Below are 25,239 nucleotides of genomic sequence, written 5' to 3' on the forward strand. Positions count from 1 at the left end.
CCTCCGTGGCAACAGCACAGAACGCCGATGTGAGCTCCCTCAGCTACGAGCAGGCACGAGACGAGCTCATCCGGGTGGTATCCGAGCTCGAACAGGGCTCGTCGACCCTCGAGGAGTCGCTCTCCCTCTGGGAGCGCGGCGAGGCCGCCGCCAAGCGATGCGAGGAGTGGCTGCTCGGAGCGAAGGCCAGACTCGACGCCGCCCGATCGAGCGCCGAATAGTCACCGTGGCCGCCAAGACACCCCGCGAGAAGCCGGCACCCACCCGCGTGCCCCAGGCGAAGCCGCCGCGCGTCGTCGCCGAGCTCGGTCGTCCGGAGACCCCGGAGGAGACCGCGGCACGCAAGGCCGAGAATTCCCGCAAACACCGAGCGAACCAGACCCTGCGCAACCTGCTCTGGTCGCTCGTTGCATCCGTCGGTCTTATGCTCCTCATCGTCATCGTCGTCGTGCGCCCCGCCCAGCCGCCGCGCGAGGCGGTCGACTTCGTCACCATCGCCGAGCAGGCGCAGCCCACTATCGACGAGCCGCTCGCGACCCCCGTGCTCCCGCCGCAGTGGGACGCCAACAACGCAGAGCTGAGCCGGGCCGCAGACGGCGTGTCGAGCTGGTACATCGGCATGGTCACCCCGTCGGACGAGTTCATCGCGCTGAACCAGGGCATCGACGCCAACCCGACCTGGCTGTCGAACCTGCTGGAGCAGCGGGCCGCGACCGGCACCGAGACTATCGACGGCCGCGAGTGGACGATCTACGACCACCGCGACGCCGAAGACCCCGGCAACTTCGCCTATTCCATGGTCACGACAGAGGGAGCGAGCATGTACGTACTCCACGGCACAGCCGACAGCAACGAGTTCCGCACCTTCGCGGCGTCTCTCGAATCGGAGATGGCGGCCGGCGAGTGACCGGCGACACGGCGGCCGTGAAAGAGCCGAAGTCGCCCGCCAAGGCGTGGGAGGAGATGGCGCGCGGCAACGAGCGGTTCGTCTCCGGTGCCCCGCTGCATCCCCGTCAAGACGTCGAGCGGCGCGAGTCTCTGGCCAAGGTCCAGCGGCCCGACGCCGCCCTGTTCGGGTGCAGCGACTCCCGGCTCGCGGCCGAGATCATCTTCGACAAGGGCATCGGCGACCTGTTCGTGGTGCGCAATGCCGGGCAGATCATCTCTGATTCCGTCGTCGGATCGCTCGAATACGCCGTCGCGGTGCTCAAGGTGCCGCTCATCGTCGTGCTCGGTCACGACGAGTGCGGCGCCGTGCGCGCGGCGATCGACTCGCAGAGCGACGACGCCGAGGCGCTCCCCCCGCACATCGCGCACCTGATCGAGAAGATCGTGCCCGCGGTGCGCCGCGTCGCCGGGCCGATCGCGGCCGACGGCGCCCCGATTCCCGCGGGCAGCGTCGACGCGCACGAGGTCGGGCACGAGCACCTGCGCGACACCATCGCCGAGCTGATAGAGGTGTCGGAGCTCATCAGCGACGGCATCGCCGCGGGTACGCTTGCAGTCGTGGGCGCCAACTACCGGCTGCTCGAGGGCCGCGCGGTTCCAGACATCCGCATCGGCAATCTCTAGTCCACCCCACAACACCCCAACGGAAGGCCCAACGTCGTGACCATCTCCCCCGCATCATCCTCTGCCGAATCGAGCGCATTCCGCGTCGAACACGACACGATGGGTGAAGTGCTCGTTCCGGTGAACGCCCTCTACGGCGCCCAGACCCAGCGTGCGGTCGAGAACTTCCCGATCTCGGGCGCCGGCCTCGAGCCCGCCCAGATCGTCGCGCTTGCCCGCATCAAACGCGCCGCGGCGATGGTGAACGGATCGCTCGGCATCATCGACTCGAAGATCGCGGATGCCGTCGCGGCAGCCGCAGACAAACTCATCGCCGGCGAACACCATGACCAGTTCCCGGTCGACACGTACCAGACCGGCAGTGGCACGTCGTCGAACATGAACATCAACGAGGTGCTCGCGACGCTGGCCACCCAGGGACTCGGCTCGCCCGTTCACCCCAACGACCACGTCAACGCCTCGCAGTCGTCGAACGACGTCTTCCCGACCTCCGTGCACGTGGCCGTGACCGGTGCGCTGCTCGGCGACCTCATCCCCGCGCTGGAGCACCTGGCCGCCGCGCTCGACGTGAAGGCGAAGCTGTGGGCGACCGCGGTCAAGTCGGGGCGCACGCACCTCATGGACGCGACCCCCGTAACCCTCGGCCAGGAGTTCGCCGGCTACGCGCGGCAGATCCGGCTCGGCATCGATCGCGTCAACGCCACCATCGTGCGCGTCGCCGAGGTTCCGCTCGGCGGGACCGCCGTCGGCACCGGCATCAACACCCCGGCCGGCTTCCCGCAGAAGGTCATCGCGCAGCTCGCCGCCGACAGCGGACTCCCCATCACCGAGGCCGTCGACCACTTCGAGGCGCAGGGCGCGCGAGACGCCCTCGTCGAGGCATCGGGAGCACTCCGTGTGATCGCCGTGTCGCTCACCAAGATCTGCAACGACCTGCGCTGGATGGGATCCGGCCCGAACACCGGTCTCGGCGAGCTGAGCATCCCCGACCTGCAGCCGGGGTCGTCGATCATGCCCGGCAAGGTCAACCCGGTCATCCCCGAGGCCGTCATCATGGTCGGCGCCCGGGTCGTCGGCAACGACGCGACGATCGCCTGGGCGGGAGCCACCGGCAACTTCGAGCTGAACGTGGCGATCCCGGTGATGGGCACGGCGCTGCTCGAGTCGATCCGGCTGCTCGCCAACTCGAGCGTGCTCCTCGCCGACAAGACCGTCGACGGCCTGCAGGCGAACCTCGAGCACGCCCGCGCGCTGGCCGAGTCGTCGCCGTCGATCGTGACGCCGCTCAACAAGTTCATCGGCTACGAGTCCGCCGCGAAGATCGCCAAGCACGCCGTGGCGTCGTCGCTGACGATCCGCGAGGCGGTCATCGACCTCGGCTTCGTCGAGCGCGGCGAGATCTCGCTCGAACAGCTCGACAAGTCGCTCGACGTGCTGTCGATGACGCACCCCGGCTAGACCTGCTCTGCACGTGCCGCCCGTCCCGGATGCCGGGGCGGGCGGTTCTGCGTTGCCGGTGCTGGTATCTCGCGAGCAGAAGGGCAAGCTTTCGACCTTCAAGCTCGCGCTGAGCGTCGAAACCTTGCCCCGCAGTTCTCGTGGGCGGGCAGAGGGGCAAGCTTTCGACCTCTAACCCCGCCGGGAAGGTCGAAACTTTGCCCCTCTGGTCTGGCCTGCCCTTCTGGTCTGGCCTGTCTGGGGTGGGGCGGGGGCGGAAGCGGGCGGGGCTAGGCGAGCTCGTTCGACTCGAGCATCTCGGTGACCAGCGCGGCGATGGCACTGCGCTCCGAGCGCATCAGGGTGATGTGCCCGAAGAGCGGGTGGCCCTTGAGCGACTCGATGACGGATGCAACGCCGTCGTGACGTCCGACGCGCAGGTTGTCGCGCTGCGCGACATCGTGCGTGAGCACCACGCGCGAGTTCTGGCCGATGCGGCTGAGCACGGTGAGCAGCACGTTGCGCTCGAGCGACTGCGCCTCGTCGACGATCACGAAAGCGTCGTGGAGGGAACGACCGCGGATGTGCGTGAGTGGCAGCACCTCGAGGATGCCGCGCTCGAGCACCTCGTCGAGCACGTTCTGAGACACCACCGAGCCGAGGGTGTCGAAGACCGCCTGCGCCCACGGGTTCATCTTCTCGGCCGCGTCGCCGGGCAGGAAGCCGAGTTCCTGACCGCCGACCGCGTAGAGCGGACGGAACACCATGATCTTGCGGTACTGCTGCTTCTCGAGCACCGCCTCGAGCCCGGCGCACAGGGCGAGGGCCGACTTGCCGGTTCCCGCGCGTCCGCCGAGGGACACGATGCCGATCTCCTGGTCGAGCAGCATGTCGATCGCGAGCCGCTGTTCGGCGCTGCGGCCGTGCAGTCCGAAGATGTCGCGGTCGCCGCGCACGAGCCGCATCTTGCCGCGCGCGGTCACCCGGCCGAGTGCCGAGCCACGCTCGGAGTGGATGACGAGCCCGGTATTGACCGGCATGTCCTGCACGACGCGGGAGTCGAGCTGGTCGTTGTCGTAGAGCTGGTTCATCTGCTCGCCGCTCAGCGTGATGTCGGCCTGCCCGGTGAAGCCGGAGTCGACGGCGAGCTCCGCGCGGTACTCCTCTGCGGCGAGACCGATCGATGCGGCCTTCACGCGCAGCGGGAGGTCCTTGGAGACGACCGTGACCGCGAGTCCGTCGTTGGCGAGGTTCAGCGCGACCGCGAGGATGCGCGAGTCGTTGTCGCCGAGCTGGAGGCCCGACGGCAGCACCGACATGTTGGAGTGGTTGAGCTCGACCCGCAGCGTCCCACCGTCGCCCACGGCGATCGGGAAGTCGAGGCGTTCGTGCTGCACACGCAGCTCGTCGAGGTTGCGCAGCGCCTGGCGGGCGAAGTAGCCGATCTCCGGGTCGTTGCGCTTGCTCTCGAGTTCGCTGATGACGATGACCGGGAGGACGACCGCGTGCTCCGCGAAGCGGAAGACCGCTTTCGGATCGGACAGCAGTACCGAAGTGTCGAGCACGTAGGTGCGCTCCGCCGTAGCGGCCTTCGGATCTGTCGACTGGGCGGTGTTCTGTCGGGGGCTAGCGTTGTGGGCCACGTGCACTCCATCCCCGAGTGACGCGCACCCGGATCCAGTCTGCGAAGACGGCCGCTTACGTTGCGAAACGAACTTACGTGGCCGTCTCGACCAGGCGCCATACCTGATGAGAACGACGCTAAGCCTGCGACCCGCGCGAGCGGAAGCGACACGCCCTGTCGCAATGTGTCCGGCAGGTTAAACTCTCCGGGCGTCAGACGTTGATCGCCGAGCCGAAACTCGTGAAGCTCGCCCGCAGCATGTCGAAGGTGTCCTCCTCGGTGCTCACGTGGGCGCTCAGCCGGATCGAGCCGGCGCGCCGGGTCGCGGTCACGCCGTGGTTGAACAGCGATGCCTCGAGGATCGTCTGCTGGTCGGGCGCGGGCGTGATCACGACGATGCCCGCCCGCTCGTTCTCGGCACGGGACGACGTGACCGGGATGCCGAACTCGTCAGCCAGGTCGATGATGCGGGTCGTCTTCTCGATGATCCGGTCGCGGATGGCGGGGACTCCCACAGTGCTGATCTCCTCGAGGGCCGCCGCGAACCGCGCCTGGGCGATGGGGTCGGGGTTGCTGATGCTGAAGGCGCGGGCGCTGCGGCTCGGAGGCAGCACCTCGTCGAGCGGCATCTCGTCTGCGTCGGTGCCGGTGAAGCCGGAGAACACCGGGGTGAGCTGCTCGACCGCGCGGTCGCTCAACGCCAGGAAGCCGGTGCCCCACCCGGAACGCACCCACTTCTGCCCGCCGGCGACGACCACGTCTGCGACCTGATAGGGCGCATCCGTCACACCGAAGCCCTGGATCGCGTCGACGATGAGCAGCCGGTCACCGATGACCTGACGGATTCCCTCGATGTCGGCGAGGTAGCCGGTGCGGAAGTCTACGAGGCTCACCGCGACGGCGGTGATGGCCGGAGTCAGCTGGTCGCGCAGATTGCCCGGGGTGACCCGTCCGTGGTCGGTCTCGAGCCACAGCGGAGACAGCACGCCGAGCGACTCCGCGGAGCGCACAGCGGCGAAGGTGACGCTCGGAAACTCGGCCGCCGACAGTGCGAGGCCGCCGGTGACGCCGAACATGGCGTGCATAAGACCCTGGCTCGTGTTCGGCTGGAACGCGACCTGGTCGGCGCGGAAGCCGGTCACCGCGGCCACGGCCTCGCGCATGCGCGGGTCCTGGTTCTCGAGCAGGCTGCCCAGCGCGCCGAAGCGGGCGTGGCTCAGCAGGTCGGTCTGGGCGAACTGCTCCTCGACCACGGCGCGGCCGACCGGACCGACGCGGGCGAAGTCGAGGTACCCCGGCTCCTCACCGAAGCGGGAGGAGAACTCGTCGATGTTCATCAGGATCCAAACCGTCGCTGTCTTTTGGCGTAGTCGCGGAGGGCGCGCAGGAAGTCGACCTCGCGCAGGTCGGGGCCGAGGGCCTCGACGAAGTAGAACTCGCTGTGGGCGCTCTGCCACAGCATGAAGTCGCTGAGCCGCTGCTCGCCCGAGGTGCGGATCACGAGGTCGGGATCCGGCTGGCCCTGCGTGTACAGGTGCTCGGCGATGAGCTCGGGGGTGAGCAGCTCGGCGAGGTCGTCGAGCTTGCCGCCCTCGGAGTTGTGCTGGTGCACGATGCTGCGCACGGCGTCGGCGATCTCGCGGCGGCCGCCGTAGCCGACGGCGAGGTTGATGTGCAGGCCGGTGTTGTCTGCTGTCTTCACCTCGGCGGCGTGCATGGCGTCGATGAGCGCCTTCGGCAGGCCGTCCTTCGTGCCCACCTGCTGCACCCGCCAGTCGCTCGTCGCGGCGAGGTCTTCGCTGAGCTCGGCGATGATCTCGAACAGCTGGTCGAGCTCTTCGCCGCCGCGGTTGACGAGGTTGTCGTTGGAGAGCAGGTAGAGGGTGACGACGGAGATGCCGAGCTCGTCGCACCAGGAGAGGAACTCGTGGATCTTGAGCGCGCCGGCGCTGTGGCCGTGCGCGGCGGTCTCGAGGCCGCGCTGCCGCGCCCAGCGCCTGTTGCCGTCGAAGATCATCGCGACGTGCTTGGGCATGGCGCTCGTAGCCAGTCGTCGACGCAGCCTGGTCTGGTACAGGCCGTAGAGAAAGCCACGGCCCAGGGGAACTTGCCTGTCTTTCACTTCGCCTACGCTAGCCCAATCCGGGGTGAGGCTCGGGGACAAACCGCTCGGATAGGCTTCTGGGATGAGCGCAGAGACCCCCACCACCCCGGCACACGGCGAGCCGGCGGCGGATCTGCCCAACATTCCGCTGCTCGAGGAGGCGATCGAGTACGACCGCGTCGACGTCAAGCCCACGTGGCGCGGTTGGATTCACGCGGGCACCTTCCCGCTCGCGATCGTGCTGGGTGTCATCCTCATCGTGGCGGCGGACGGCGCGGCGGCGAAGATCAGCTCGAGCGTCTTCGTGGCATCCTCTCTGCTGCTCTTCGGCATCTCGGCGCTGTACCACCGCATCGACTGGAGCCCCACGACCAAGGCGGTATTCAAGCGGCTCGACCACGCCAACATCTTCCTGCTGATCGCGGGGTCGTACACGCCCATCACCGTGCTCGCGCTGCCGCACGACAAGTCGGTGCTGCTGCTCTGGCTGGTCTGGGTCGGCGCCGGGATCGGCATCCTCTTCCGGGTGTTCTGGATCGGCGCACCGCGCTGGCTCTACGTGCCGCTCTACCTGCTGCTCGGCTACGCCTCGCTGATCTTCATCGTCGACTTCTTCCAGGCGAACGCCGTCATGATGACGCTGATCCTCGTCGGCGGCCTCTGCTACACGGTGGGCGCGATCGTCTACGGGCTCAAGAAACCGAACCCGTTCCCCGGCCGGTTCGGGTTCCACGAGATATTCCACACGCTGACGCTCGTGGCGTTCCTCTGCCACTGGACGGGCATCTACATCGTCGCGACGAACCCGCCGGTCTTCTAGCGGCGGAGTCCCGGCCTGCGCGTGAGTGCGGCCAGCTGCTGCCGGTTGTTGATGCCGAGCTTGGCGTAGATGCTGCGCAGCTGCGACTTGACCGTGTTGGGACTGACGAAGAGCGCGGCGGCCGCGTCTGCCACCGACTCCGACGCGAGGACGGCCGCGACCACCGCGGCCTCGCGCGGCGTGAGGCGGGCGAGCGCGTCGCCGGCCACAGAGGCTCGACCCCGCGAGAGCATCCGCTCCCTCATCTCCGAGGAGATCACGCCCGGGTCGGCGTCGAAGAGGTCGCGCAGGTCGCCGCGGCTGATCATCACGAAGGCCGAGTACACCTCGTGGGTCGTGGCGACGCCCGCCGCGAAACGGAAGTCGTCGAGCGCACGCGGCAGGTCGTCGAGGCGCAGCTCGGACATGGCGGAGACGACGAGCGCCGTCGTCACGATGCGCGGGCTGTCGGTCGCGGCAGAACGCAGCCGGTCGGCGATCCTGGACGCGGCGGTGTAGCGACCGGCGAGCAGCTCGAGGCACGCCTGGGCGGAGAGCAGCAGCTGGCCGGCCAGAGACTGCGGGACGACGGATGTCTCGGCGAGTACGCGCAGCGCGTCGGGGAGGTAGCCCGAACGCGCGAGGAGCGCGGAACGGGCGAGCGCGAGCATCGCCCCGCTCATACCAGCAGAGGTGAGCTCGGCCGGCGATCCCGCGGTCTGGGCATCGAGTGTGACGAGCAGACTCGCCGCGTCGGCAGGCTCGCGCACGACCATCGACTGCAGCAGCGCACGAGCGGCCCAGTACTCGGGGTGCTGGCCGGCCTCCACGCGCTCCGCGAGCAGGATGCGCGCGTCGTCGAACCGCAGCTCGTCGATGAGCAGGTAGGCCTGGGCGAGCCGCGCCGGCACCGAGTAGCGAGACTCCCACCAGGCGTCGTCGTGCGCCTGTGGAAGTCGGCCCAGCCACTCGGCGGCGAGGGCATTGCGCCCGGCGAGCGCATGGATCCACGCGACGCCGCCCGCGGCGTTCAGCTGCACGAGGGGATGCCGGCCGACGACGGCGTGGTCGTAGGCGTCGGTGTACTCGCGGATCGCCCCGGTGAAGTCCCCCGCGAAGTCGAGCGCCATGGCCCATTGGTAATGGAACTCGGGCAGGGCGGGCTGCACCTCGCCCAGGGCCTCGTCGACGACGTCGTCGAGGATGTCGCGGGCGCGCAGGGCGAGATCCCGCGCGTCAGAGAACCGGCCGGCGGCCCGATGGCCCGCCGCGCGGCTCGTCAGTTCGGCGAGAGAATCCATCAGGGTGTCCGGACGGTCGGGCAGGGCGGCGTGACGGTACCGGGTCGCGTCTGCCGCGTCGCCGCGGGTGATGCGGCTCACGTAGGTGCGCGCCATCGACCAGCGCGGGTTCGCGCGGAGCACCTCGTCGGGCAGCGCCTCGAGCGCCGCGAGCAGGCCCTCGGGATGGTCGGCGAGAAGCTCGGCCCAGTCCTGATTCATCGAGTGCATCACGGCGTCCCAGGACGCCGACGCGACGGCGCGGTCGAGGGCCCCTGCGGCGCTGTCGTCGATCATCTGAACTTCCCCTCACCTTCACTCTAGCGGGCGGGCGCTCGCGAGGCAGGTGTCAGACGGCGGGCAGCCGCGGCACGGCCTCGACCAGCCGGCGCGTGTACTCCTCGCGCGGCACCGAGAGGATCTGCGCCGTTGCTCCCGACTCGACGACGCGGCCGCGGTGCAGCAACACCGTCTGCTCGCACAGCGCGGCGACGGCGCTCAGGTCGTGCGACACCATGAGGATCGAGAGACCCTGCGATTCGCGCAGCTCGGCGAGAAGGTCGATCACCTGGATGCGCGTGGTCACGTCGAGCGCGCTGACCGGCTCGTCGGCGAGCAGCAGCCGCGGATGGCAGACCGTGGCCCGCGCGATAGCGATGCGCTGCCGTTGTCCGCCGGAGAACTCGTGCGGATAGCGACCCTGCATATCGGCGTCGAGACCGACGGATGCCAGGGACGCGGCGACGAGCGCGCGCGCCCGGTCTCCGCGGGCGATGCCGAGAGACCGCAGCGGCTCGGCGACGATGCTCGCGACGCGCTGGCGCGGGTCGAGCGAGGAGTACGGGTCTTGGAACACCGTCTGCACCGCGGCCCTGAACCGGCGCGGCGCGGGCAGCGGCAGCTCCCCGCCGTCGAACAGCACGGTGCCTGAGGCGGGGCGGGCGAGGCCGAGCATGAGCTTCAGGATGGTCGACTTGCCGCTGCCCGACTCCCCCACCAGGCCGACGCTCTGGCCGGCGGCGACTCCGAGCGAGACGCCGTCGACGGCGAGCGCTCCCTTGCGGTAGCGGTAGCTCACGTCGCGCAGTTCGAGGATCATCGCCGCCCCAGCCTGTCGTCGAGCGACCGGGCGCTGCGCACGAGCTCGGCGGTGTACGGGTCGGTCGGGGCGGCGAGCATCCCCGCCACGGTCCCCCGTTCGACGGCGACGCCCGCGCGCATCACGACGACGTCGCTCGTCATCGCCGAGACGACGGCGAGGTCGTGGCTGATGAACAGCAGCGCCATGCCACGCGCCTCGACGAGGTCGTCGAGCAGGCGCAGGATCTGCGCCTGCACGGTGACGTCGAGAGCGGTGGTCGGCTCGTCGGCGATGAGCAGTCGGGGCCGGCTCGCGAGCGCGATGGCGATCGCGGCGCGCTGCCGCTGGCCGCCGGAGATCTCGTGCGGGTACGCCCGAGTGATGCGTGGATCGTCGAGCGCCACCTCGGCGAGGGCGTCGGCGACAGCGCCACGGAGGTCGGCACCGCGCAGCCCGCGGTGCCGGGCGATGGGCTCGGCGACCTGCCGCCCGATGCGCATGAGCGGGTCGAGGGCGGTCAGCGGCTCCTGGAAGACGACGGATGCCACGCGCCCGCGCATCCCGACGAGCCGTCGTTCCGGGGCTCCCACGATCTGCACGCCGTCGAGCAGCACGCTGCCCTCGACCGTGAGCGCCGGCGGCAGCAGCCCGGTGACGGCGAGCGACGTGACGGACTTGCCCGAGCCGGATTCGCCGATGATGCCGAGGCGCCCGCCGGCGGCGAGGTCGAAGGCGAGGTCGTCGACGATCGCGCGGCCCTCGGCGGTGCGCACGGTGAGCGCTGAGACGGCGAGCAGGCTCATCGGCTTCTCCTTCTGGCGGGGTCGGCGATGTCGCGCAGGCCGTCGGCGACGAAGTTGACGCCGAGCACGAGGGCGATCAGCGCCAGGCCGGGCGCGATGGCGCCGACGGGCGCGGTGACGAAGGTGCCCTGGGCCTCCTGCAGCAGGCGCCCCCACGACGCGTTCGGCGGAGGGGCGCCGAGCCCCAGGTACGACAGGCTCGCCTCGGCGAGCACGGCGACGCCGAACTGCAGGGCGAGATTGACGCTGAGCGTGGGCCAGATGTTCGGCATGATGTGCCTCGCGACGATTCCCGGCCAGCGGGTGCCGGAGGTGCGGGCCGCCGTCACGTACTGCTCGCCGAGCACGCGTTTGGTGAGCACCCGGGTGAGCCGGGCGACGACCGCCGACATGGCGAGTCCGATCGCGACCATGACGGAGAGGAGCGAGGCACCCTGGGCGGCCACGATGAGCATCGCGAGCAGCAGCACCGGGAACGCGATCACCACGTCGAGCCCCGCCGAGATGGTGTCGTCGAGCCAGGGGGTGGCGAACGCGGCGAGCAGCCCGATCGTGATGCCGATGAGCGCGCCGACGAGTACGGAGCCCAGGCCGACCGTGAGGGCGATGCGCGCCCCGATCATCACCTGGGTGGCGAGGTCGCGGCCGAGCTTGTCGGTGCCGAGCAGGTGCTGCCAGCTCGGCTCCTCGAGCCGGCCGCCCGTCGTGTCGTCGGGCGGGTAGGGCAGCCAGACGAGGGAGAGCAGCGCCGTGGCTGCGACGGCGCCCACGAGGACGAGCCCGAGGATCAGCGTCCAGGAGTGCGGTCGGCGGCGGGCGGGCGCCTGCTGCCCGAGCACGATCGCCGCGGTCATCGGTTGCCCGAGATGCTCAGCCGCAGTCGCGGGTCGACGAGACGCTGCGCGATGTCGGCGAGGAAGCCGAGCACGAGCACGATGAGGGTGCTGACGAACAGCACGCCCTGGATGTTCGGGTAGTCGTGCTGCTCGATGGCGCGCAGCAGCATGCTGCCGAGGCCGGGCAGTCCGAAGACGCTCTCGACCACGACCGCGCCGAGGAAGGTGGTGGCCAGCTCGATGCCGAGGATCGCGATGATCGGCACGGCGCCGTTGCGCAGCCCGTGCCGCCAGAGCGCCTCGACGTGGGCGGATCCCTGGGCGCGCGCCGACCGTAGGTAGTCGCTGCCGAGCACGTCGAGCGTGGCCGAGCGCACGTAGCGGGTGAGAGAGGCGCTCATAACGAGCGCGACCGTGATCACCGGCAGCAACAGCGAACGGAACGCCGCGGCCGGGTCGGCCCAGTCGTCGCGCGGGAAGCCGCTCGACGGCAACCAGCGCAGCGACACGGCGAAGACGTTGACGAGGAGGATGCCCACCCAGAAGACGGGCACCGCGACGCCCAACTGCGACAGGCCGGAGATCAGGATGCCGTACCAGCGGTCGCTCTTGCTGGCGGCGACGAAACCGGCGACGAGGGAGATCGCGAGGGCCAGGGCGAACGACATCAGGGTCAGCGGCACCGTGACGGCGAGGCGGGCGACGATCTCGGGCCACACCGGCAGCGAGCTGATGAACGACTCGCCGAGGTCGAGCCGCAGGAGCTGCGCGAACCAGGTGGCGAACTGCTCGAGCACGGGCCGGTCGGCACCCACCTGCGCCTGCGCGGCGGCGATCTGCTCCGGTGTGGCCGTCACCGACAGCAGCGCGTTCGACGGGTCGCCCGGCAGCAGCCGGAGCAGCACGAAGATGGCCACCATGGCGATGACGAATGACACCAGGAGGAAGGCGCTCCGGCGAAGCAGGTAGGCAGTCATGCGAACTCAAGGCTAGCCCTCCGTGAGGAGGGCCGGCCCGGGGCTACTTCGCGACGATGTCGTAGACGAAGAACTGCGAGTTGAGCCCGTTGACCGGGTAGCCGCTCACCGAGCTCGACGCGACGACGATCTGCGGGTAGAGGTAGAGCCAGACGCTCGCCGCGTCGGCGGCGATCTGCTGGTTGACCAGCTTCAGCTTCTCGGTCTGCTCCTCGGTGGTGGTCGCCGCCTCGGCCTCCGCCACCCAGGCCGTCACCTGCGGGTTGTCGTAGCCCCAGTAGAAGTCGGGGTTGCCGTACCAGACGACGTCGCGGTCATTGACGTGCTCCTGCAGCGTGGCGGTGAAGTCCTGCGCCTTGTAGACCTTCGAGTACCACTCGTCGGAGCTGATCGAGTTGATGTTCACCGTGATGCCGACCTTGGCGAGCTCGCTCTTGACGAACTCGGCGACCGCGGGGTGCGGGTCGTAGGTGGGGGTGTCGAGCGTGAACTCGAAGCCGTCGGCGAGACCGGCGTCGGCGAGCAGCTGCTCCGACAGCGCCGGGTCGTAGGGGTTCACCTGGGTGAGGTCCTCGTACCAGGGATCCGTGGGCGGCACCATCGAGCCGATCAGGGTGCCGTAGTCGCCCCAGATCGAGTTCAGCAGCTTCTCGGTGTCGATCGCCGAGTACACGGCCTTGCGCACGTCGACGTTGTCGAAGGGGGCGACGCGGTCGTTGAAGGCGAGGATCTCCTTCGTCGTCGAGTCGCCGTCGCTGACGACGAAGTCGGCGTTGTCGGTGAACTGGGTGAGCGCGTCGGGGCTCTGCACGCTGGTGACGATGTCGACCTGGTCGGTCAGCAGCGCGTTGCTCAGCGCTGTCGCGTCGGTGAAGTAGTTGAAGACGACCTCGGGGCTGGCGGCCGCCTCGCCCCAGTAGTCGTCGAAGCGCTCGAGGCTCAGCGAGCTCCCGCGCTTCCACTCGCCGAGGGTGTACGGGCCGGTGCCGTCTTCGGTGGTCTCGCCGTCGGTCGCCTCGGCATTGACGATCCACACGTAGGACAGGTTGTAGACGAAGGAGATGGAGCGCTCGGCGAGGGTGACCACGACGGTCTTCTCGTCGGGGGTCTCGATGCCCGCGATGGCCCCGAAGCTGCTCTTGCGCGCCGACTGCGAGTCCTCGGCGAGCACCGCCTCGATGCTGGCCTTGACGTCGGTCGAGGTGAGGGCCTTGCCGGAGTGGAAGGTCACGCCGTCCTGCAGCGTGAACGTGTAGGTGAGGCCGTCGTCGCTCACGGTGTCGCTCGCGGCGAGGAGCGGTTCGACGGTGCCGTCGTCGGCGAGGCGGAAGAGGCCCTCGTACACGTTGCCGGTGAAGGCCTCGGTGACGCCCTGGCCGCCGCCCGCGACGTTGCTGAGGTTCTGCGGTTCGTAGAGCGAGCCGATCTCGATGGCGGAGTCGGCGGACGACGAGTCGGCGGCGCCGGCGCAGCCGGCGAGCGAGAGCGTCGCTGCGAGGCTGAGCGCGACGAACGCGAGGGGCTTGTTCATGATTCTCCAGTGCTGTGGTGATTGGGCAGCGCCTCGACGGACGATCTGCGGATGCTGCGGGGCCGGTGTCAGAGGCTGTAGATGTCGAACCCGCCGGCGAAGACGACCTCGCGCTCGCCTGCCTCGACCGGGCCGGCGAACCGGTTCTGGGCGGGCGGCATCGGACAGTTGTACTGCACCGAGAAGCCGCACGGCGGAACGAAGGCGCGGTTGAAGTCGAGGGTCACGGGGCCGGCGTCGCCGAACCCGGCGCCGTCCGCGCGCTCCACGCGCAGGAACCGGCCCGACGAGTACGTCGACGTCTCGCCGGTGAGGCGGTTGGTGGCGTCGCCGAAGACGAGCAGCAGCGTGCCGTCGTCATCGAAGGCCCCGAGCGAGTAGTCGACACCGTCGCGGGTGAAGGTGATGTCGCCGGGGACGACGAGCTCGCGGCTTCCGCCGTTGTCGCGGATGTGCTCGAACGGGATGGTGCGGTCGCCGGCGACGGGTGTGAACGTGGCCTCGATCACCCAGTCGGGGTCGTAGTCGAAGGCCGTCACCGTGTCGAAGGCGCGGATGGCGGCCGACTCGGAATCCCAGAAACGCAGCCCGTGCTCGGGCTCGCCGGTGTCGAGGTTGCTGCGCGAGAGGCGTGTGACGGTGACGGTCGCGGGCGCCGCGGCGACGGCGCGATCGAACTCGGCCGCGGCGGACTCCTCGGTGACCGGACCGGCGCCGGGGCCCGGCTGGAGCCAGCGGGTCTCGACGAGAGCGAGGTTGCCCGTGGCGGAGGTCACGGCGCCCAGCCGCGAGGTGCGCCAGGCGGTGTGGGCTGCGGGCGCATCCGCAATCGGCGAAGCGGTGGGAGTGATTGTCATGGTCAACTCATTCTCGGGCGGCACGGTGAGCCGGTCACAATCGTGTGACCCCCTGTGTCAATCCGGGAGGTGGACCGTTTATTCCCGTTGCGCGTCACCTGTCGGGTTGGCGGTCGGGTCGGCGGCGCCGGTGCGCGTCGCATCCGGGTCGCGCACGTCGCCGGCCTTCTCGGCGGCGGCCTCGGCCTCGAGCTTCTCGCGGATCTCCGAGCGGTAGCGGGTGCGGCGCACGCGACGGGTCATGTCGAGGATGAGCAGCAGCGTCGCGAGCGCGATCGCGAAGGTCACGGCGAATCCGACCCAGGTGGGCGTGACGAGGTCTTCGTCGCCGTTGTACGAGCCGAAGGTCGGCGAGGGCGTCGGAGCGGTGCCCGTGAGCCACACTCCCGCGCGCAGGTAGGCATCGGTCAGGTGGATCATGGGGTGTCCTCATCGGTAATGCCGGCGAACAGGTCGGTCTCGGGCAGCGTCGTCTCGACGCGGGAGGCGACGAGTTCGAAGTCCTCCCACGGCCAGGCGGAGCGCTGCACGTCGTTGGGCCAGAAGAAGAAGGGGCTGTCGGGCGGCACCTGGCTGGCGTGGGCGCGCAGTGCCGCGTCGCGCACGTCGAAGAACTCGCCCGCGGGAACCTGCGTCGTGATGCTGGGTTCGGGTCGCTCGCTCATCCAGCCCTGCATCTCCTCGAGCGACTCGAGCAGCGGGTGGTCGGGCTGGCTCTCGCGCAGCGCGGTGTGCACGGCGCGGAATCGCTGGGGGCTGATGATGCGGTCGTAGTACACCTTGCTCGTGGTCCATGCGGCGCCCCACTCCGGCAAGCGGTCGGGGTCGGCGGCGGCGGCCATGGCCCATTTCGCCACCTCGTGCGCACGGATGTGGTCGGGGTGCGGGTAGCCGCCGTTCTCGTCGTAGCTGATGACGACGTGGGGGCGGAACTCGCGGATCACCTTCACCAGCGGCACACCGGAGATCTCGAGCGGGGTCATGGCGAAGCTCTGCGGCTGCAGCGCCTCCCCGTTCTCGGGGAGCCCGGAGTCGAGATAGCCGAGCCAGCGGTGCTCGATGCCCATGGCCTCTCGGGCACGGTCCATCTCGAGTCGGCGGAGTCCGCCCATGTCGCGGTCGGCCATGGCGGCCTGGTCGAGGTGCGGGTTCTGGATGTCTCCGGCTTCGCCGCCCGTGCAGCTCACGACCATGACCCGCGCACCGAGGCTGCGGTAGTAGGCGTAGGTGGCGGCGCCCTTGCTCGACTCGTCGTCGGGGTGGGCGTGTACCGCAAGCAGCCGCAGTGTCACCGAACTCCTAGCCCTGATCGAATACCCTTGAGGCTCATAGCCTTCACTCAAGAGTAACCGCAGCACCTGGAGCATTCTTGTCATCGACCCAGCAGGACACTGCGCAGGACCTCGACGCCCGCTACGGTCGCTCGCCGAGGAGCAGCCGGCGCAACAAGTGGGTCTTCGGGTCGACCGCGGCCGCGTTCGTCGCGGTGTTCGCCGCGTGGCTCGTCTGGGGCGGGCTGCTCGGCGCCCCGGCCGAGATCGCGGTCGAGGACACGGGACACACCGTCGTGAGCGATTCTCTCGTGCAGGTGCGGTACCAGCTCACCGTCGACGCGGGCAAGACGGTCGACTGCGCGGTACAGGCGCTCAACTCCACGTTCGGCATCGTGGGCTGGAAAGTCGTCAGCGTGCCCCCGTCGGAGACGCGCACCCGGTCGCTCGTGGAGGAAGTGCGAACGACCGAGTTGTCTGTAACCGGGTTGATATACCGCTGCTGGCTCACATAGTCTTGACCGATTCGCCCATAAGACCGGTCAGTGCGACCGGTCTTCATCTGTATAGGAGAGCATTGTGACTAACGACGGTTCAGTCACCTGGTTGACCCAGGAGGCGTTCGATCGCCGCAGTGCAGAACTCGAGCAGCTCTCGGGGGAGGGTCGCATCGAGATCGCCAAGAAGATCGAGATTGCGCGCGAAGAGGGAGACCTCAAGGAGAACGGCGGCTACCACGCCGCCAAGGAGGAGCAGGGCAAGATCGAGGCGCGCATCCGCGTGCTCACCGAGCTGCTGCGCCACGCGACCGTCGGCGAAGCGCCGCAGTCGAGCGGCGTCGTCGAGCCCGGCACGGTCATCACCGCCAACATCCTCGGTGACAAGAGCGTGTTCCTGCTCGGCAGCCGCGAGATCGTCGGCGACGCCGAACTCGACGTCTACAGCGAGGGCAGCCCGCTCGGCACCGCCATCATGGGCATGAAGGTCGGAGAGTCGACGAGCTACACCGCCCCGAACGGCAAGTCGATCTCGGTCGAGATCGTCGCGGTCGAGACGTACATTCCGTAGGCAGCGCCGGTCGCTGAGCCCGTCGAAACGTGGTCGCTGAGCCCGTCGAAGCGCGGCTCCGGCAGATTTGCCCTTCGACAGGCTCAGGGACCGAAGCGGCGCTCAGGGACCGAAGCGGCCTAGAAGTCGACGCGCGGCTCGTAGCCCTCGTCGCGCAGCCGCGTGAGCACCTCTTGCGCGTGCTCGGGCCCGCGGGTCTCGATGTGCAGTTCGAGCACGACCTGGCTGATCTGCATGCCGTCGCTGTGCCGCGTGTGCAGCACCTCGACGACGTTGGCGTTCGCCTCGGCGACGAGCGCCGCGGTGCGTGCCAGCTGGCCGGGACGGTCGGGCAGCGGGATGCGCAGCTTGAGATAGCGCTCCGAGGCGGCGAGGCCGTGGCTGATCACGCGCTCCATCATCATCGGGTCGATGTTGCCGCCGCTGAGCACCACGACAGTCTTGCCGGCGTCGGTGACCAGTCCGGCGAGGATCGCCGCGACGCCCACCGCGCCCGCCGGCTCCACCACGAGCTTGGCCCGTTCGAGCAGCAGCAGCAGGGCGCGCGCGATGAGGTCGTCGTCGACGGTGATGACCTCGTCGACGAACTCGCTGATCATGGCGAAGTTGAGCACCCCGGGCTTCGACACGTTGATGCCGTCGGCGATCGTCGGCAGGGTCGTGACAGCGGTGATGTAGCCGTTCTGCAGCGAGATCGGGTAGGGCGCGGCGTTCGAGGCCTGCACGCCGATGACGCGCACAGTGCGCCCCTCGAGGGCGGCGCGCTGCTTGACGACGCTCGCGACGCCGGAGATGAGCCCGCCGCCGCCGATCGGCACGATGAAGGTGTCGACGTCGGAGACCTGCTCGAGCATCTCGAGCCCCAGGGTGCCCTGGCCGGTGACGACGTCCATGTGGTCGAAAGGCGGGATGAGCACGGCGCCGGTCTTCTCCGAGAACTCGGCGGCGGCCCGCAGCGGCTCCTCCACGGTGGTTCCGCGCAACACGATGTCAGCGCCGTAGCCGCGGGTCGCCGCGAGCTTCGGCTGGGGAACGCCGACGGGCATGAAGATCGTGGCCTTGATGCCCAGCTCGCGCGCCGCGAAGGCGACGCCCTGGGCGTGGTTGCCGGCCGAGGCGGCGACGACGCCGCGCGCCTTCTCCTCGTCGCTCAGTCGCGCGAGCCGGTTGTAGGCGCCGCGGATCTTGTACGACCCGGTGCGCTGCAGGTTCTCGCACTTGAGCAGCACCGGCGAACCGAGAATATCGGACAAGAAGCGCGCGGTCTCCATCGGCGTGACCTCGGCCACCCGGGAGACGATGTTTCGCGCTCCCTCGAAATCGGCCAGCGAGGGTCCGACGAGGGAGGTTTCGGTCATTGCTTGATAGCTTCTTTCAGCCCGGGACGCGTGGTGGTGCGCCATCTTCCGCTCGCGATATAGGTCACCATGACGTTGAGCGTTGCCACTAACGGTACAGCGAACAGCGCACCGATAATCCCAGCGACGCCGGAACCGGCGGCAACCGCGAAGACGACGGCGAGCGGATGCACCTTGACGGCCGCTCCCATCACGAGGGGCTGGAGGATGTGGCCCTCGACCTGCTGCACGAGGAGCACGATTCCGAGCATGATGAGCGCCTGCCAGGGACCGAGGTAGACGAGGGCGACGAATATCGCGATCGACCCGGTCACCACCGCGCCGACGACGGGGATGAACGATCCGAGGAACACTGCGATGGTGATCGGGATCACCAGCGGGAATCCGCCGAAGGGCAGGCCGAGGATGAACGCGCCGAGGCCGATGCCGACGGCGTCGACGAAGGCGACGAAGATCTGCACCTTCACGAAGGTGGTGAGGGTGATCCAGCCGGCGTGTCCCGATCCGTCGACGGCGGCGCGCGCCTTGCGGGGGAACAGGCGCACGACCCAGTTCCAGATGCCCTTGCCGTCTATGAGGATGAAGAGCGTCGCGAAGAGCACGAGCAGCACGCCGACGAGGAAGTGCCCGGCCGTGGTGCCCACGGTCAGGGCGCCCGACCACAGCGTCGAACTGTCGGCCTGGATCGCCGTCCACGCATCCTCGAGGTATCCGTTGAACTCGGAGGAGTTGATCCCGAACGTCACGTTGAGCCAGTCCTGGAACTCCTCGTACGCGATGATCGAACGATCCTGGATGTCGCCGTAGCCCTGACGGATCTGCCAGACGATGAGGTAGATGAGCCCGGAGATCACCACGATCGCACCGAGCAGGGCGACCGCGACGGCCAGTGCCTTCGGCCAGTGGTGCCGCACGAGGAACTGCACGATGGGCACGAGCAACGCGGCGACGAGCACGGCGATCATCAACGGGATGACGATGTCGCGCAACTGGATGATGAGCAGCCCGAAGACCACGAGCACGCCGACTATGGCGAGGATGCGCCACGACCACGCTCCGGCGATCTTCATGCCTGCCGGCAGGGTGTCGGCGACGACGTCGCCGCTCGAGATCGGGACTGCGGCGGGTGCTAGCGACTCTGGGGCACGGCGGGATCGGAAGAGCATTTCCCGAGTCTATGTTTCCGAACTCGTATTGCTCTATTGCTCGCGAGGACTTGCGGCGACGGGGGCCATCCGCAATAGGAGGTGCGCGGTCTCGCCGACCTCGGGCTGGTCGTTGACGTCGTGCTGCACCGCGATGAGGGTGCCGTCGGGCAGCAGGAAGTCGGTGCGGCGGAGGGAGCCGAGGAAGCTCGACGACACGACGGTCGCGCCGATGGCGCCCGCCCTGTCGGCCGTGGCGAGGGCGACGTCCTCGGGACGGATGAGGGCGTAGACCGGCCCGTCGGGCTGCGGTTCGCCGAGGAGGGGCAGGCGGACGCCGTGCACGACGACCTCGCCGCCCACGACCTCGCCGGGGACGCGGCTCGTGAGGCCGACGAAGTCGGCGACGAAGGGGTTGGCGGGGGTCGCGTACAGCTCGCGCGGGGTGCCGATCTGCTCGATGCGGCCGGCGCGCATCACGGCGACCCGGTCGGCGACGGCGAGCGCCTCCTCCTGGTCGTGGGTCACGAACAGGGTCGTGATGCCGAGGTCGCGCGTGATGCGGCGGATCTCCTCACGCAGCTGCACGCGCACCTTCGCGTCGAGGGCGCTGAGCGGCTCGTCGAGCAGCAGCACCCGGGGCCGGGTGACGAGCGCGCGGGCGAGCGCGACCCGCTGCTGCTGTCCGCCGGAGAGCTGGTGCGCGAAGCGCGCACCGTGCGAGCCGAGGCCGACCATCTCGAGGGCCTCGGCCGCTCGCGTGGCCCGCTCCGCCTTCGCGACCCTGCGCATCCGCAGCCCGAACTCCACGTTCTCCATCACCGTCATGTGCGGGAAGAGCGAGTACGACTGGAAGACCATTCCGATGTCGCGCTTGTTGGTGGGGGTCGACGCGACGTCGACCCCGTCGATGAGGATGCTTCCCGAGTCGATCGTCTCGAGCCCGGACAGCGCGCGGAGCGCCGTCGTCTTGCCGCAGCCCGACGGGCCGAGCAGGGCGACGAACTCCCCCGGCTGCATGACCAGGTCGATGCCCGACAGCGCCTGCACGCCGCCGTAGCTCTTGACGACGTCGCGCAACTCGACGGTGGCGCCGCTTCCGGGCTCGGCGGCCATGGTGCGGGTGGGTGCGGTGAGGGTCATGATTCACTTCCGGTGCGACCGGTGCGGCCGAGTCGGCCGATGGAGAGCAGGAGCACGAACGCCAGCGCGAGCGCCAGCAGTGCGAAGATGACCGCGACGTATGGGTCGGACTGCGAGACCTGCAGCAGCGCGGTCTGCAGGTTCACCCGGTTGAGCAGGCTCGCGATGGTGAACTCGCCGAGCACGACGGCGACCGAGATGAAGCTCGCGGCCAGGACGCCGCGCTTGAGGTTGGGCAGCAGCACGAACCAGAGCACGCGGCCCCAGCCGGCGCTGAGCGTGCGCCCGGCCTCGCTCAGGGTGACGACGTCGACCGCGTCGAGGTTCGACTGGATGGCGCGGTAGGCGTACGGCAGCACGGTGATGCCGTAGGCGAAGGCGAGGGTCCAGATCGAGCCCCCGGCGACCGTGACGACCACCGAGTACACCGGCGCGAGGCCGACGACGAGCACGATGGCGGGCACGGTGATCGGGATGATGGAGATGAACTCGAGCACTCGACGCAGGCGCGGGAACTGCAGGTGCACGAGGATCATCGTGGGCAGCAGCACGACCAGCACGATGCCGACCGTGACGACGGCGAGCAGCAGCGAGTTGCCGATCGCCGTGAACAGGTTGCGGTAGGTGCGCGCGGCGTCCTCGTCGAAGAGGCCGGTCCAGTGGTCGAGCGTGTGCCCGCCGGAGAGCCCGTCGCGGAAGGTGAACTCCACCATGGCGAAGATCGGGAACGCGAACACCAGGCCGACGACGCCGAGGATGATCCAGCGCACGACGTGGTTCGGCTCGGCGCCGATGCGCACGGCGGCCAGACGCCCGGAGTCGTTCTTCACGGCGGTCATCGCTGCCACCTCGACGTGCGCGACTGCAGCACGGAGTAGCCCCACATCACGACGACCATGACGACGACCATCCCGAGCGCGAGGGCGCCGGCCATGTTCTCGCGGCCGAGCACGGTCTCGCTGACGAGCGCCGCGCGGATCTGCAGCGGCACAATCGGCGAGCCCTGGCTGACGAGGGCGGCCGCCGTGGCGTACGACGAGAACGCGTTGGCGAACAGCAGCAGGAGGCTGCCGAAGAAGGAGGGCGCGAGCACCGGGAACGCGATGCGGGTCCAGTAGGTGAGCCGGGTGCCGCCGAGGGTGGCGTTCGCCTCGGCCCACTGCCTCTTCAGCCCCTCGAGGGCGGGCAGGAAGGTGATGACCATCAGGGGAACCTGGAAGTAGGTGTAGACGACGAGTAGGCCGGCCGGCTGGTAGAGCCAGGTGCCGTTCGCGTAGATGTCGAAGCCGACGGTGTTCTTCAGCCACAGGGTCAGCAGGCTCTGCAGGCCGATGGCGGCGATGAACGCGAAGGCGAGCATCACGCCGCCGAACTGGGCGAGAACGCTGGCGACGGAGTCGATGACCGACCGCAGGGCGCCGTCGGCACGGGTGCCGAGCAGGGCGTAGCAGACGAGTGCTCCGACCACGGCTCCGACGACGGCGGTGACCGCCGACACCCAGAACGACGCGGCGAAGGTGTTCAGCACCAGCGGGTCGAGGAGGCCTGCGATGTTGGTGAGGGTGAACGCGCCGTCCTCGGTGAAGAACCCGGTGGTGACCGCGAGGATCGTCGGGATGAAGAGGAAGACGAGCACGTAGAGCGCGAAGGGGGTGAGCCCGAGGTACGTGACCAGCCCGCGGGAGGCGCGGCGCCGGGGTGAGCTGGCCGGTCCGGTGAGCGGGTGCCGCGGAGACGTGGTCTCCGCAGCACCCGCCACGAGAACTGGCGCGTTGGCGACAGTCATGGATGCGTGCTGCTAGCCGATGGCCGCAGCCCACTTTTCTGCGAGGAGAGCGGATGCCGCGGCGGCCTGCTCCTCGGTGGGCGTGACGATGTCGCCCTCGAGGTTGCCGATCTTCGCGATGGCGTCTTCGTCGGTGCTGCCCGCCTCGTTCATGGCCTCGATCGTGACCGGGTACGCCCCGCCGACGATGAAGAGGTTCTGGGCCTCGGCGCTGTAGAGGAACTCCTGCCAGAGACGGGCGGCCGCGGGGTGCGGCGCGTCCTTGCTGATGGCCTGGTTGTAGAAGCTCGTGTAGGCGGCGCCGGGGAGCGTGGTGACTTCCCAGCCGTCGACGACGGCGGCCTGCGAGAGGTTGTTGTAGCTCCAGTCGAAGACGACCTTCGTCTCACCCGAGGCGATCGTGGCGGGAGTCGCGTTGACCGGGATGAAGTTGCCGGCCGCGTTCAGCTCGCCGAAGTAGTCGATTCCGTCCTGGAAGTCGTCGAGGGTTCCGCCCTGCTGCACGGTGGCGAGGCCGACGGCGGCGAACGCCGCGCCCGCCTGGGTCGGGTCGCCGTTGAGTGCGACGGCGCCCTTGTAGTCGTCGCCGAGGAGGTCGTCGAGCGACTCCGGCTTCGGCACGTCGTTCGAGTTGTAGCCGATCGACATCGAGCCGGTGTAGTCGTTGACCCAGAGGCCGGTCGACTCCTTGTTGCCCTCGGGGATCTCGTCCCAGTTGGCCACCTGGTAGGGGGCGAAGTAGTCGGTGCTGGCGAGGGCGACCGCGGTGCCGAGGTCGAAGACGTCGGGGGCGGTGTCCTGGCCGGCGAGGTTGTCGGCGGCGGCGATCTCCTCGGCGCTGGAGATGTCGGGGTCGGCGGAGTTGACGACGATGTCGTACTTCTCCTCGAACATGGCCTTGATCTCGCCGTAGTTGGCCCAGTTGTCGGGGAGCGCGATGACGTTGAGCTCGCCTTCCTCCTGTGCGGCCGCGACGAGGGCGTCGAGTCCGCCGAAGTCGTCGGCCGAGGTCGCGGTCGCCGCGTCGACGTCGGTCGCGGCCGGCGTCTCCGCTGCGGTCGAGCAGGCGCTGAGGGTGATCGCGGCGGCGGCGAAGATCGCGATGCCCGCGAGGTGGCGCTTTCTGAACAAGGGTTCCTCCTGGTGGGCGCACCGGCCGCCCGCGCTGTGAGCGGGCAGAAGGGAACCGGGTCGACCGGTGTGAACGCTACGGAGAATGGCGTACCGGGCGGCGACGGGTCGGTGAACGGCTGGCCAACGCCGGTTGTCGGGCAGGCGCCGATGTCGGCGGCGGTGGGTAGTGTCAGTCGGTGTGATGGAGATCTCTGCGAAACAGGCCCGGCGCATAGCACTGGCGGCCCAGGGATTCGGGCGTCCGCCCGGCGGCGCGGCTGTCGGCATCCGTCAGCTCGGCTCCCTGATCGACCGCCTCGGCCTGCTGCAGCTCGACTCGGTCAACGTGTTCGAACGCAGCCACTACCTGCCGGTCTTCGCCCGGCTGGGGCACTACGACAAGGCAGACCTCGACCGTCTCACCTTCGGCCGCAAGAGCCGCTACACCGAGTACTGGGCGCACGAGGCGGCGGTCATCCCGATGACGAAGCGCCCGCTGTTCCAGTGGCGCATGGACGCCCGGCGGGCCCGGGATGAGGCCGACACCTCGGGATGGGCGCACGCCAACCGCCCGATGCTCGACTGGCTGCGCGCGGAGCTCGCGGCGAAGGGGCCGCTGCCGGCGAGCCAGATCGAGCACGACGCCAACAAGCGCAAGGGCTCGTGGTGGGAGTGGTCCGACGTGAAGCACGGGCTGGAGTACCTGTTCGGCTGGGGCGAGGTCGTCTCCGACGGACGCACGCGCTTCGAGCGCACCTACGCGCTGGCGTCGCAGCGGGTGCCGGCCGAGGTGCTCGCGACGACCGTGGCGGAGGCCGACGCCGTGCGCGCACTCGTCGCCGACGGAGCCCGCGCACACGGCATCGGCACGCTCGGCGACATCGCCGACTACTACCGCATCAAGCAGGGGCCCGCGCGGGCCGCGGTCGACGAGCTGGTGGACGCCGGCGAGCTCGTGCCCGTGTCGGTCGAGGGCTGGACACAGCAGGCGTGGCTGCACCGCGACGCCCGTCTCGCCCGGCGAATCGATGCCGCTGCGCTGCTCTCCCCGTTCGACCCCGTGGTGTGGGCGCGGCCGCGCGCGGAGCGGCTCTTCGACTTCCACTACCGCATCGAGATCTACACCCCGGTCGAGAAACGGGTGTTCGGCTACTACAGCCTGCCGGTGCTCATCGACGACCGCGTCGTCGGCCGCATCGACCTGAAGAGCGACCGCCAGAACCGGGTGCTGCGGGTGCAGTCGGCCTGGCGCGAGGCGTCGGCCCCGGCCGGCGTCGAGGAGCGCATCGCGCCGCTGCTCGAGAGCACGCGGGTCTGGCAGGGCCTGGACGCGATCGAGGTCGTCGATCGCGGCAACCTGGCGCGCGACCTCGCCGGGGCCGTGGGCCTTCCGTTGGTCTCCCCCGCCTGAGCGCGCTCCCGTTCCGAACGACGCCGGCCAGGCGCGCGCTGGT

At 69.3% G+C, this 25,239-nt stretch carries 26 protein-coding genes; 8 read left to right on the plus strand and 18 right to left on the minus strand.

The genetic code is table 11. The features are described from left to right. Positions 1 to 5: 5 nt before the first annotated feature. The 4 genes from ABIE21_RS08850 to ABIE21_RS08865 are packed head-to-tail and all read left to right on the plus strand — an operon-like array spanning position 6 to position 3,030. Positions 6 to 221, plus strand: a complete 216-nt coding sequence (locus ABIE21_RS08850; RefSeq protein WP_354024461.1) for an exodeoxyribonuclease VII small subunit — start codon at positions 6 to 8, stop codon at positions 219 to 221. A 5-nt stretch (positions 222 to 226) separates the two neighbouring features. Further along, the gene (locus tag ABIE21_RS08855) at positions 227 to 907 is read left to right on the plus strand and encodes a DUF4245 domain-containing protein (protein ID WP_354024462.1); all 681 of its coding nucleotides are present in this window, start codon (positions 227 to 229) and stop codon (positions 905 to 907) included. Between the two features lie 56 nt (positions 908 to 963). Next, a complete protein-coding gene (locus tag ABIE21_RS08860; protein ID WP_354025143.1) occupies positions 964 to 1,572 on the plus strand; it encodes a carbonic anhydrase in 609 nt (202 codons plus the stop codon). Positions 1,573 to 1,608: 36 nt separating this feature from the next. After that, the gene (locus ABIE21_RS08865) at positions 1,609 to 3,030 is read left to right on the plus strand and encodes a class II fumarate hydratase (protein ID WP_354024463.1); all 1,422 of its coding nucleotides are present in this window, start codon (positions 1,609 to 1,611) and stop codon (positions 3,028 to 3,030) included. 269 nt (positions 3,031 to 3,299) lie between these two features. Here ABIE21_RS08865 and ABIE21_RS08870 read toward each other — a convergent pair whose 3' ends face one another. From ABIE21_RS08870 to ABIE21_RS08880, 3 genes are all read right to left on the minus strand, one after another. Further along, entirely contained in the window at positions 3,300 to 4,652 is a 1,353-nt protein-coding gene (locus ABIE21_RS08870) for a PhoH family protein (protein ID WP_354024464.1), read from the minus strand. 193 nt (positions 4,653 to 4,845) lie between these two features. Then, complete coding sequence (locus ABIE21_RS08875) at positions 4,846 to 5,970, minus strand: aminotransferase class V-fold PLP-dependent enzyme (RefSeq protein WP_354024465.1); 1,125 nt, start codon at positions 5,968 to 5,970, stop codon at positions 4,846 to 4,848. After that, positions 5,970 to 6,755: an isoprenyl transferase gene (locus ABIE21_RS08880; protein WP_354024466.1), complete on the minus strand. Its 786-nt coding sequence runs from the start codon at positions 6,753 to 6,755 to the stop codon at positions 5,970 to 5,972. The genes ABIE21_RS08875 and ABIE21_RS08880 overlap by 1 nt, the downstream gene beginning before the upstream one ends. A gap of 64 nt (positions 6,756 to 6,819) precedes the next feature. Between ABIE21_RS08880 and trhA the strand changes: the two genes are divergently transcribed. After that, on the plus strand, positions 6,820 to 7,557 hold the full coding sequence (gene trhA, locus ABIE21_RS08885; RefSeq protein ID WP_354024467.1) for a PAQR family membrane homeostasis protein TrhA: 738 nt from the start codon (positions 6,820 to 6,822) through the stop codon (positions 7,555 to 7,557). Here trhA and ABIE21_RS08890 read toward each other — a convergent pair. The 9 genes from ABIE21_RS08890 to mca all read right to left on the minus strand — a co-directional run bounded on the left by ABIE21_RS08890 (position 7,554) and on the right by mca (position 16,193). Beyond that, on the minus strand, positions 7,554 to 9,113 hold the full coding sequence (locus tag ABIE21_RS08890; protein ID WP_354024468.1) for a helix-turn-helix transcriptional regulator: 1,560 nt from the start codon (positions 9,111 to 9,113) through the stop codon (positions 7,554 to 7,556). The genes trhA and ABIE21_RS08890 overlap by 4 nt on opposite strands. A 52-nt stretch (positions 9,114 to 9,165) precedes the next feature. After that, positions 9,166 to 9,915: an ABC transporter ATP-binding protein gene (locus ABIE21_RS08895; protein WP_354024469.1), complete on the minus strand. Its 750-nt coding sequence runs from the start codon at positions 9,913 to 9,915 to the stop codon at positions 9,166 to 9,168. Then, a complete protein-coding gene (locus ABIE21_RS08900; RefSeq protein ID WP_354024470.1) occupies positions 9,912 to 10,700 on the minus strand; it encodes an ABC transporter ATP-binding protein in 789 nt (262 codons plus the stop codon). The genes ABIE21_RS08895 and ABIE21_RS08900 overlap by 4 nt, the downstream gene beginning before the upstream one ends. Next, a complete protein-coding gene (locus ABIE21_RS08905) occupies positions 10,697 to 11,554 on the minus strand; it encodes an ABC transporter permease (RefSeq protein ID WP_354024471.1) in 858 nt (285 codons plus the stop codon). Before ABIE21_RS08905 ends, ABIE21_RS08900 begins: the two co-directional genes overlap by 4 nt. Next, entirely contained in the window at positions 11,551 to 12,513 is a 963-nt protein-coding gene (locus ABIE21_RS08910; protein ID WP_354024472.1) for an ABC transporter permease, read from the minus strand. The genes ABIE21_RS08905 and ABIE21_RS08910 overlap by 4 nt, the downstream gene beginning before the upstream one ends. Before the next feature lie 43 nt (positions 12,514 to 12,556). Further along, positions 12,557 to 14,044, minus strand: coding sequence for an ABC transporter substrate-binding protein (locus ABIE21_RS08915; RefSeq protein WP_354024473.1), 1,488 nt, complete (start codon positions 14,042 to 14,044; stop codon positions 12,557 to 12,559). 68 nt (positions 14,045 to 14,112) lie between these two features. Then, positions 14,113 to 14,901 carry a DUF1684 domain-containing protein gene (locus ABIE21_RS08920; protein ID WP_354024474.1) on the minus strand — a complete coding sequence of 263 codons (789 nt, stop codon included), beginning with the start codon at positions 14,899 to 14,901 and terminating at the stop codon, positions 14,113 to 14,115. A 78-nt stretch (positions 14,902 to 14,979) separates the two neighbouring features. Beyond that, complete coding sequence (locus ABIE21_RS08925; protein WP_354024475.1) at positions 14,980 to 15,321, minus strand: hypothetical protein; 342 nt, start codon at positions 15,319 to 15,321, stop codon at positions 14,980 to 14,982. After that, positions 15,318 to 16,193 (minus strand): mycothiol conjugate amidase Mca, encoded by an 876-nt coding sequence (gene mca / locus ABIE21_RS08930; protein ID WP_354024476.1) that lies wholly within the window; start codon positions 16,191 to 16,193, stop codon positions 15,318 to 15,320. The genes ABIE21_RS08925 and mca overlap by 4 nt, the downstream gene beginning before the upstream one ends. Before the next feature lie 77 nt (positions 16,194 to 16,270). On the opposite strand from mca, the gene ABIE21_RS08935 reads away from it, so the two are divergent. Both ABIE21_RS08935 and greA read left to right on the plus strand, forming a co-directional pair. Further along, on the plus strand, positions 16,271 to 16,687 hold the full coding sequence (locus ABIE21_RS08935; RefSeq protein WP_354024477.1) for a DUF4307 domain-containing protein: 417 nt from the start codon (positions 16,271 to 16,273) through the stop codon (positions 16,685 to 16,687). A 64-nt stretch (positions 16,688 to 16,751) separates the two neighbouring features. Continuing rightward, entirely contained in the window at positions 16,752 to 17,240 is a 489-nt protein-coding gene (gene greA, locus ABIE21_RS08940; RefSeq protein WP_354024478.1) for a transcription elongation factor GreA, read from the plus strand. A gap of 119 nt (positions 17,241 to 17,359) precedes the next feature. Here the strand turns inward: greA and ilvA are convergent, their stop codons facing one another. The 6 genes from ilvA to ABIE21_RS08970 are packed head-to-tail and all read right to left on the minus strand — an operon-like array spanning position 17,360 to position 23,803. Further along, positions 17,360 to 18,598: a threonine ammonia-lyase gene (gene ilvA / locus ABIE21_RS08945; protein ID WP_354024479.1), complete on the minus strand. Its 1,239-nt coding sequence runs from the start codon at positions 18,596 to 18,598 to the stop codon at positions 17,360 to 17,362. Beyond that, positions 18,595 to 19,764 carry an AI-2E family transporter gene (locus ABIE21_RS08950; protein ID WP_354024480.1) on the minus strand — a complete coding sequence of 390 codons (1,170 nt, stop codon included), beginning with the start codon at positions 19,762 to 19,764 and terminating at the stop codon, positions 18,595 to 18,597. Before ABIE21_RS08950 ends, ilvA begins: the two co-directional genes overlap by 4 nt. A 33-nt stretch (positions 19,765 to 19,797) precedes the next feature. Next, positions 19,798 to 20,886 carry an ABC transporter ATP-binding protein gene (locus tag ABIE21_RS08955; protein WP_354024481.1) on the minus strand — a complete coding sequence of 363 codons (1,089 nt, stop codon included), beginning with the start codon at positions 20,884 to 20,886 and terminating at the stop codon, positions 19,798 to 19,800. Continuing rightward, positions 20,883 to 21,725: an ABC transporter permease gene (locus ABIE21_RS08960; RefSeq protein WP_354024482.1), complete on the minus strand. Its 843-nt coding sequence runs from the start codon at positions 21,723 to 21,725 to the stop codon at positions 20,883 to 20,885. The genes ABIE21_RS08955 and ABIE21_RS08960 overlap by 4 nt, the downstream gene beginning before the upstream one ends. Next, on the minus strand, positions 21,722 to 22,672 hold the full coding sequence (locus tag ABIE21_RS08965; RefSeq protein WP_354024483.1) for an ABC transporter permease: 951 nt from the start codon (positions 22,670 to 22,672) through the stop codon (positions 21,722 to 21,724). The genes ABIE21_RS08960 and ABIE21_RS08965 overlap by 4 nt, the downstream gene beginning before the upstream one ends. Before the next feature lie 12 nt (positions 22,673 to 22,684). After that, a complete protein-coding gene (locus tag ABIE21_RS08970; RefSeq protein WP_354024484.1) occupies positions 22,685 to 23,803 on the minus strand; it encodes an ABC transporter substrate-binding protein in 1,119 nt (372 codons plus the stop codon). Positions 23,804 to 23,987: 184 nt separating this feature from the next. Here ABIE21_RS08970 and ABIE21_RS08975 point away from each other — a divergent pair, with 184 nt between their 5' ends. Further along, positions 23,988 to 25,196 (plus strand): winged helix-turn-helix domain-containing protein, encoded by a 1,209-nt coding sequence (locus tag ABIE21_RS08975; RefSeq protein WP_354025144.1) that lies wholly within the window; start codon positions 23,988 to 23,990, stop codon positions 25,194 to 25,196. Positions 25,197 to 25,239: the final 43 nt, after the last annotated feature.

The sequence above is a fragment of the Conyzicola nivalis genome, assembly GCF_040548875.1.
Lineage (GTDB): Bacteria > Actinomycetota > Actinomycetes > Actinomycetales > Microbacteriaceae > Conyzicola > Conyzicola nivalis_A.